This is a genomic window from Mycobacterium sp., assembly GCF_050701675.1.
GTDB lineage: Bacteria > Actinomycetota > Actinomycetes > Mycobacteriales > Mycobacteriaceae > Mycobacterium.
The window spans coordinates 1-5,660 of record NZ_JBOGDD010000098.1; the positions used below are offsets into that span (position 1 = coordinate 1).

The window sequence follows — 5,660 nt, forward strand, 5'->3', positions numbered from 1 at the left end:
GCCCAAGCCCGTGCAATCGCACATCCCCATTCTGGTCGGCGCGGCGGGCACCGAGAAGAACTTCAAGTGGATCGCCCGCAGCGCCGACGGCTGGATCACCACGCCGCGCGACTTCGACATCGACACCCCCGTGAAGCTGCTGCAGGACACCTGGGCCGCCGCAGGGCGTGACGGCGCGCCGCAGATCGTGGCGCTCGACTTCAAGCCCGACCCCGACAAGCTCGCCCGCTGGGCCGAGCTCGGCGTTACCGAGGTGCTGTTCGGCTTGCCGGACAAGTCCGAGGCCGAGGTCGGCGGTTACGTGGAGAGGCTCGCGGGCAAGCTCGCCGCGCTGGTCTGATCCCGGGTTCTCGCGCGAACGTGACCCCGCGTCCTCGCACGTCCTCGCGCGAACGTGACCCCGCGTCCTCGCACGTCCTCGCGCGAACGTGACCCCGCGTCCTCGCGCGAACGTGCGTGTCTGTGCGCGACACGCCGTTGCCAAGCGGCAGGACGCGCACGCTCGCCGCGCTGGTCCGACCGCCCGAATTGGTGTATCGCACCCGGGTTCGGCTGCCTTAACGTTGAGGCGTGACACCACCCCTGGAAGTCGACGTTCCGGCGCTGGAGGCCGTCGCCCGCCAACTCGCCGGGCTCAGTGACCAGTTGACCAGCGGTGGCATCACCCACGAGTGGGAGCCGCCCGTCGCACAGCCGACGGGCCCGGCGGCGGCAGGCGTCACCGCGGCGGCCAACCACGTCGTCGGCGAGGCTGCGGCGAACCTACTGTTGTTCGCCGACGACATCGCCAGGGCGGCGCGCTACTACGCCGCGAGGGACTCCGAGGAGGCGCAGAAGATCGACACGACCATGCAGCCTCCGCGATAGCGATGGTCGAGACACCCCCCCGATCGCGCATCGAAGGTTGGTCCAGCGGGCACCTCCAACAGGCCGCCTTGGGCTGGCAGCGCCAGGCCGATCTCACCGAACGGCTCTACGGGCAGGCCCAGCACGCCGTCGACTCCGCGCCCTGGATCGGTGCGGCGGCGGATCGGGCCAGCGCCAAGCTGTTCGAGAACCTCGTCAAGATCCGTGGCGCCCTCGACCTGCTGAAGACGGCCGAGAAGATCGCCACCGCCGGGGCGGAGGCGATCGACGCCGCCAAGCGCACCGCCGTCGCCGCGATCCAGGACGCCGTCGGCCAGTTCTTCGCGGTCGCCGAGGACCTCAGCGTGACGGACCGGATGCCGTGGTACTTCAGTGCGGCCCTCGCCCTGGTGCGCAAGGTCGCCGCCGCGCACTTTCAGGCCGACATCCGCGCCAAGGCCATGATGCTGGCCCTCACCGACGAGAACGTCGCCAAACAGCTCGACGCCGTCGCGGCCAGCATGCAGGGCTTCGATCTCGAGGGTGGCAAGGGCGGCAGTCCCGGGTCCACCGACCCTCGGATCGTCGGAGGTCCTGGACCACTCACGCGCGATGGCACTCAGGGAGACTTGAACGTCACGATTCCCGGCTCCGGAATCGAGATCAGCGGCGACGGCCGAAGCGGCTACCCGACGTTGAACGGCGAGCGGAATCCGTTGGAGGTACCCGATGGCACGCGGCCGTTGCCGACCGGCACCATCGTCGGACCCGACGGCAAGCAGTACGCGCTGTACAGCGAAGTTCCGTACAACAATCCCGATGACACCGCGAATCCCGAGTACGCCACCGCCGATACCACCGTGGTCGACATGAACGATCCGTCGAAGAGCATCGGCATCCTGCCCGGCATCTCTCAGGCGAGTGGTGTGTACGACCCGAAGACGAATCGGATGGTCGTCGTCGGAAACACCGGGCCCCACCCCGGCGACCGGACGAGAGTGCTTTACATGTCCGACCCCATCGACCCCAACAACCCGAACGGCTGGATGCAGACACTCAAGCCGCAGGGGGAAATCCAGGGGCTGCCCGGCGATCGCGAGAACCAACTGGTGGCACTCAAGGGTGGCGGCTTCATGCTCGTCGGCTCGGACAACTTCGATCCCCGGGTCCCGGGGGACCAACCGATGGGCGCGATCACCGCCTCCACTCCGGAAGGCCTGTTGACCGCGCAGGCAGCTCCGCTGTTCCCACCCGGCCAGGGCACATGGCCAGGCGGCGCCGCCCCTTACGGACCCACTGTGGTTGACACCGTGTACGACCCGGTGACGGGTAAGGAGACCGTCCAGCTGCGAGTGAGCACCTGGGAGGATCCACCCGACTGGAACCACCAGGGCGACAAGCCGTACAACCCATACACCTACCGGACCGAAGTCACCGTCCAGCACTAACGTGAGAGAGTCTCGAAATGACCAGCTCCAAACGTCGGCTGACGATGCAGGTACTCGCAGTCTTGGCTTCGGCCACGATGCTGACTGGTGTCCCCAGTGCGCCTCAGGCGCGCGCTCAGCCCCCTGGATTCCCCGACCTCAACGCGTTCACGGAAACGCCTGCCAGCCAGGACTTCTCGCGTCCCGACCGGTCCGCCAACGGCTACGCGTACTTCCGCACACCGGACGGACTGAGCTGCATGGTCGGCAGCCTCGTCCGCTGCAGTGGCCCATTGCCTGGCTTGGCAGGAGCCGAGTACGGCGACTGCGCTCTCGTCCTGCAGTCATACGAAGCCGCACGACGTTCGGAACCCTTCAGATTCGAGAAGTCGACCGATGGTTGCCCACCGCCGACCGACGAGCTGCTCGCCGTCGGCCAAAAGGCAACGTTCGTATCCAACGACACAACCATTTGCGCAGTGGGTGCGGGCCAGCTCACCGCGTGCATTAGGAACGATCACGGGTTCGTGCTGCAACCGTCGGGCAGCTGGGTCTTCTGATGTGGCCAGCTCGATGGTTGGTCATCGTGGTGCTGGTGCTCGCAGCATGCTCACCCCCACCCAAGTCGACGGAGCCGCCGTCTGGATTCCCCGACCTGAACACCTTCGCCGCCGTCGACCCCGAGGACTACCACGTTTCAGGCACATCGTTCGTGAGCCCAGATCAGATCGATTGTGTACTCGATTTCGGACCGCACGCGGTGACGGCATGCAATGGGGTCATTCCGGGCGTTCCGACTTCGGTTCCGGGAAGCGGTTGCGTCTCAGTACGCAAAGCTGACCCCGTCAATGCCGATGCACCGTACGTCTTTCAACGGTCTGGCCGCGAGTGTGCGTCGTCTCGGGCGAGACCCATCGGCGCCGGCAAAAAGCTATCCGGGAAGAACGGTACGTGTGCCGTCGGTGACGGCGGGTTGGTCGCATGCATCGACGCCGACAACAAACACGGGTTCGTGCCGCAACCGTCGGGCAGTTGGGTCTTCTGATGTGGCAGGCACGATGGCTGACCGTTCTAACGCTCGGGCTCGCCGCGTGTTCGTCGGCTCCTGGGCCGGCCGAGCCGCCGCCGAACTTCCCCGACCTCAGCGCGTTCACCGCCATCGATCCCCACGATCCCAAACTGACTTACACGTCGTTCGTCACTCCCAATCAGATCAGCTGCGTGCTCGACCATGGGACTGAGAAGTCCATCGTCTGCAGTGGGGATATCGAGGGCTTGCCCGCCTCAGTCACGGGAAGTGGTTGTCCCGCAGTACGAAAGGCCGGCGACGCGCCATACGCGTTCGAGCGGTCGGCAACCGCATGCGCCCCCGCCCGCACGATGCCCCTCGCTGCGGGCAGGAAATTCGTCGGGAAGAACGGTACGTGTGCCGTCGGTGACGGCGGGTTGGTCGCTTGCATCGACGCCGACAACAAGCACGGGTTCGTACTGCAACCGTCGGGCAGCTGGGTCTTCTGATGCGAACTGGCGCTCTCCAGGACGGTTTTGGTCAGCAACTTGGGCCAGCCGGACCAGTCGACCGCAGCCTGCTGCTCGACGGACCGCTCGGCCTTCTTCTTGATCACATCATCCAGTGCCGTCATCACGGCGACCTTTCCCGCCGAGCATCGCTCAGGGTGTCAGGCAGGAAGCACCGTTGAATTCACAGTCCCAGGTTCCTGGCGAGGTGAATCCCTGTATTCGCCAGTTCGTCATCGAACATCGCACCGGTGTCTAGTCGGTGCGGTCTTTGCCGGGGTGAGACGGAGGTCCACTCGACCGTCGTCAACACAGTGGGTGGGTTGGCGGCGGGGCGTCGGCTGCTCTCGGGACAGTCCCGCGGTCGTGGGCGACCCGTGCGGCGCCGATGGCGGCGAAGATGCCGGCGCGCAGCGTCGCCCCAAGGGCCGTGCTGCGCGGGACCTTGCCCCGCACCAGGTCGCCGATTCCCGCTACGGTGTCGGAGATGTCGCAGAGAAGGGCGAGCTGCTGCCAGCGACGGCGACCGTCGCCCGTGGTCGACAGATAGCCGAGGCCTAGGGCCATGGCTCGGATCCCGCACACGCGGACGACGTAGTCGAGTTCCGGGGTCCGCTCCCCGGCTGCACCAAAGAACCGTGCTGTGCCGCTCGGGGTGACGCGGCTCGCCGCGCCACCCGCGAAGCGGCCGACGGCCATCGCGAGCAGGCCGATCTCGACGGCCCTGTCCAGGCCCGTCTGGATCGCGGCGCGCGCCTCACTCGTACCCGGACCCGCGGCCGGGCGGTCGGTGGACGGGGTCGTGGCGTCGGTCATGGCTGCTCCCGCGGTGCGAAGCTGCCACGACGGCGACGGCGGGCAGGCCGCGTACTCTCCGAATGGTCCGACGGGAATTGACGGACGAACGTGAGATCGAATGTCGGACGGCCGGTTACCACGATTCGATCAGCGCGGCATCATGCGCGCGCCGCTGCCATTCCTCGGTGAGACGACCGAGTCGGGCAGGGGCGGCCACGCTGCGAAGGCCTGCGATCTTGTCGCCATGGATCTCCAGGATCGCGACCCCTACGACCCGGTCCTCGAGCGTGACGAGCATGGCTGGGCAGCCGTTGACCACGGCGGCATGGATCGAGGGAGAACCGCCCGCCAGTTTCCGCTTCGCCGCAGACGGTTTGAATCCGGCACGCACCACGGCGGCGATCCGCTCCGAGCCCGAGTACCGGATCAGCTTGTCGGCCCGCCCGCCGGCACCGTCGGAGATGGCGGTCGCGTCGTCGGTCAGCAGCGCCACCAGTCGTTCGGTCCGGCCCGAGGAGGCGGCATCGACGAACGCCTCGACGATTCGGCGCGCGGCGGCATGGTCGACGTCAGTGCCGTTGCCAGCGGCGGCAATTCGACGCCGGGCTCGGTGGGCGTGTTGCTGACTCCCGACCTCGGTGACGCCGAGAATCTCGGCTATCTCGGCATGGCTGTACGCAAAGGCCTCGCGCAGCACGTAAACGGCCCGTTCGACCGGCGACAGATGCTCCATGAGCGTCAGCACCGCCAAGGTCACCGATTCGCGCTGCTCGACGGTGTCCGCCGGGCCCAGCATCGGGTCACCGTCGAGGAGCGGTTCGGGCATCCAGGTGCCGACCGTGCGTTCGCGCCGCACCTTGGCCGAGCGGAGCCGGTCGAGCGCCAGGTTGGTGACGATCTTGGTCAGCCACGCCTCTGGCACCTCGACGTACTCCCGGTCGGCGGCCTGCCACCGCAGGAATGCGTCCTGCACCGTGTCCTCGGCGTCGGCGGCCGAACCGAGCAGACGGTAGGCGAGCGAGGCCAGCCGGTTCCGGCTGGCCGCGAAACGCGCCACCGCGACAGTGTCGA

The 5,660-nt window shown here is 67.3% G+C and carries 7 protein-coding genes; 4 read left to right on the forward strand and 3 right to left on the reverse strand.

Features of this window, described 5'->3' with window-relative positions:
- The 4 genes from ACRDUX_RS03115 to ACRDUX_RS03130 all read left to right on the forward strand — a co-directional run.
- The coding region (locus tag ACRDUX_RS03115; RefSeq protein ID WP_526410923.1) for an LLM class oxidoreductase at positions 1–340 on the forward strand (340 nt) is incomplete at its 5' end.
- A 230-nt stretch (positions 341–570) separates the two neighbouring features.
- Positions 571–867, forward strand: a complete 297-nt coding sequence (locus ACRDUX_RS03120; RefSeq protein ID WP_526410925.1) for a hypothetical protein — start codon at positions 571–573, stop codon at positions 865–867.
- A 2-nt stretch (positions 868–869) separates the two neighbouring features.
- The gene (locus tag ACRDUX_RS03125) at positions 870–2,294 is read left to right on the forward strand and encodes a hypothetical protein (protein ID WP_526410927.1); all 1,425 of its coding nucleotides are present in this window, start codon (positions 870–872) and stop codon (positions 2,292–2,294) included.
- A 17-nt stretch (positions 2,295–2,311) separates the two neighbouring features.
- Entirely contained in the window at positions 2,312–2,833 is a 522-nt protein-coding gene (locus ACRDUX_RS03130) for a hypothetical protein (RefSeq protein ID WP_526410928.1), read from the forward strand.
- A 648-nt stretch (positions 2,834–3,481) separates the two neighbouring features.
- On the opposite strand, the gene ACRDUX_RS03135 is transcribed toward ACRDUX_RS03130, so the two are convergent.
- The 3 genes from ACRDUX_RS03135 to ACRDUX_RS03145 form a co-directional block, all read right to left on the reverse strand.
- Positions 3,482–3,916 carry a hypothetical protein gene (locus tag ACRDUX_RS03135; RefSeq protein WP_526410930.1) on the reverse strand — a complete coding sequence of 145 codons (435 nt, stop codon included), beginning with the start codon at positions 3,914–3,916 and terminating at the stop codon, positions 3,482–3,484.
- Between the two features lie 181 nt (positions 3,917–4,097).
- On the reverse strand, positions 4,098–4,607 hold the full coding sequence (locus ACRDUX_RS03140; RefSeq protein ID WP_526410932.1) for a hypothetical protein: 510 nt from the start codon (positions 4,605–4,607) through the stop codon (positions 4,098–4,100).
- A gap of 115 nt (positions 4,608–4,722) precedes the next feature.
- A partial coding sequence (locus ACRDUX_RS03145) for a sigma-70 family RNA polymerase sigma factor (RefSeq protein WP_526410934.1) occupies positions 4,723–5,660 on the reverse strand: 938 nt, incomplete at its 5' end.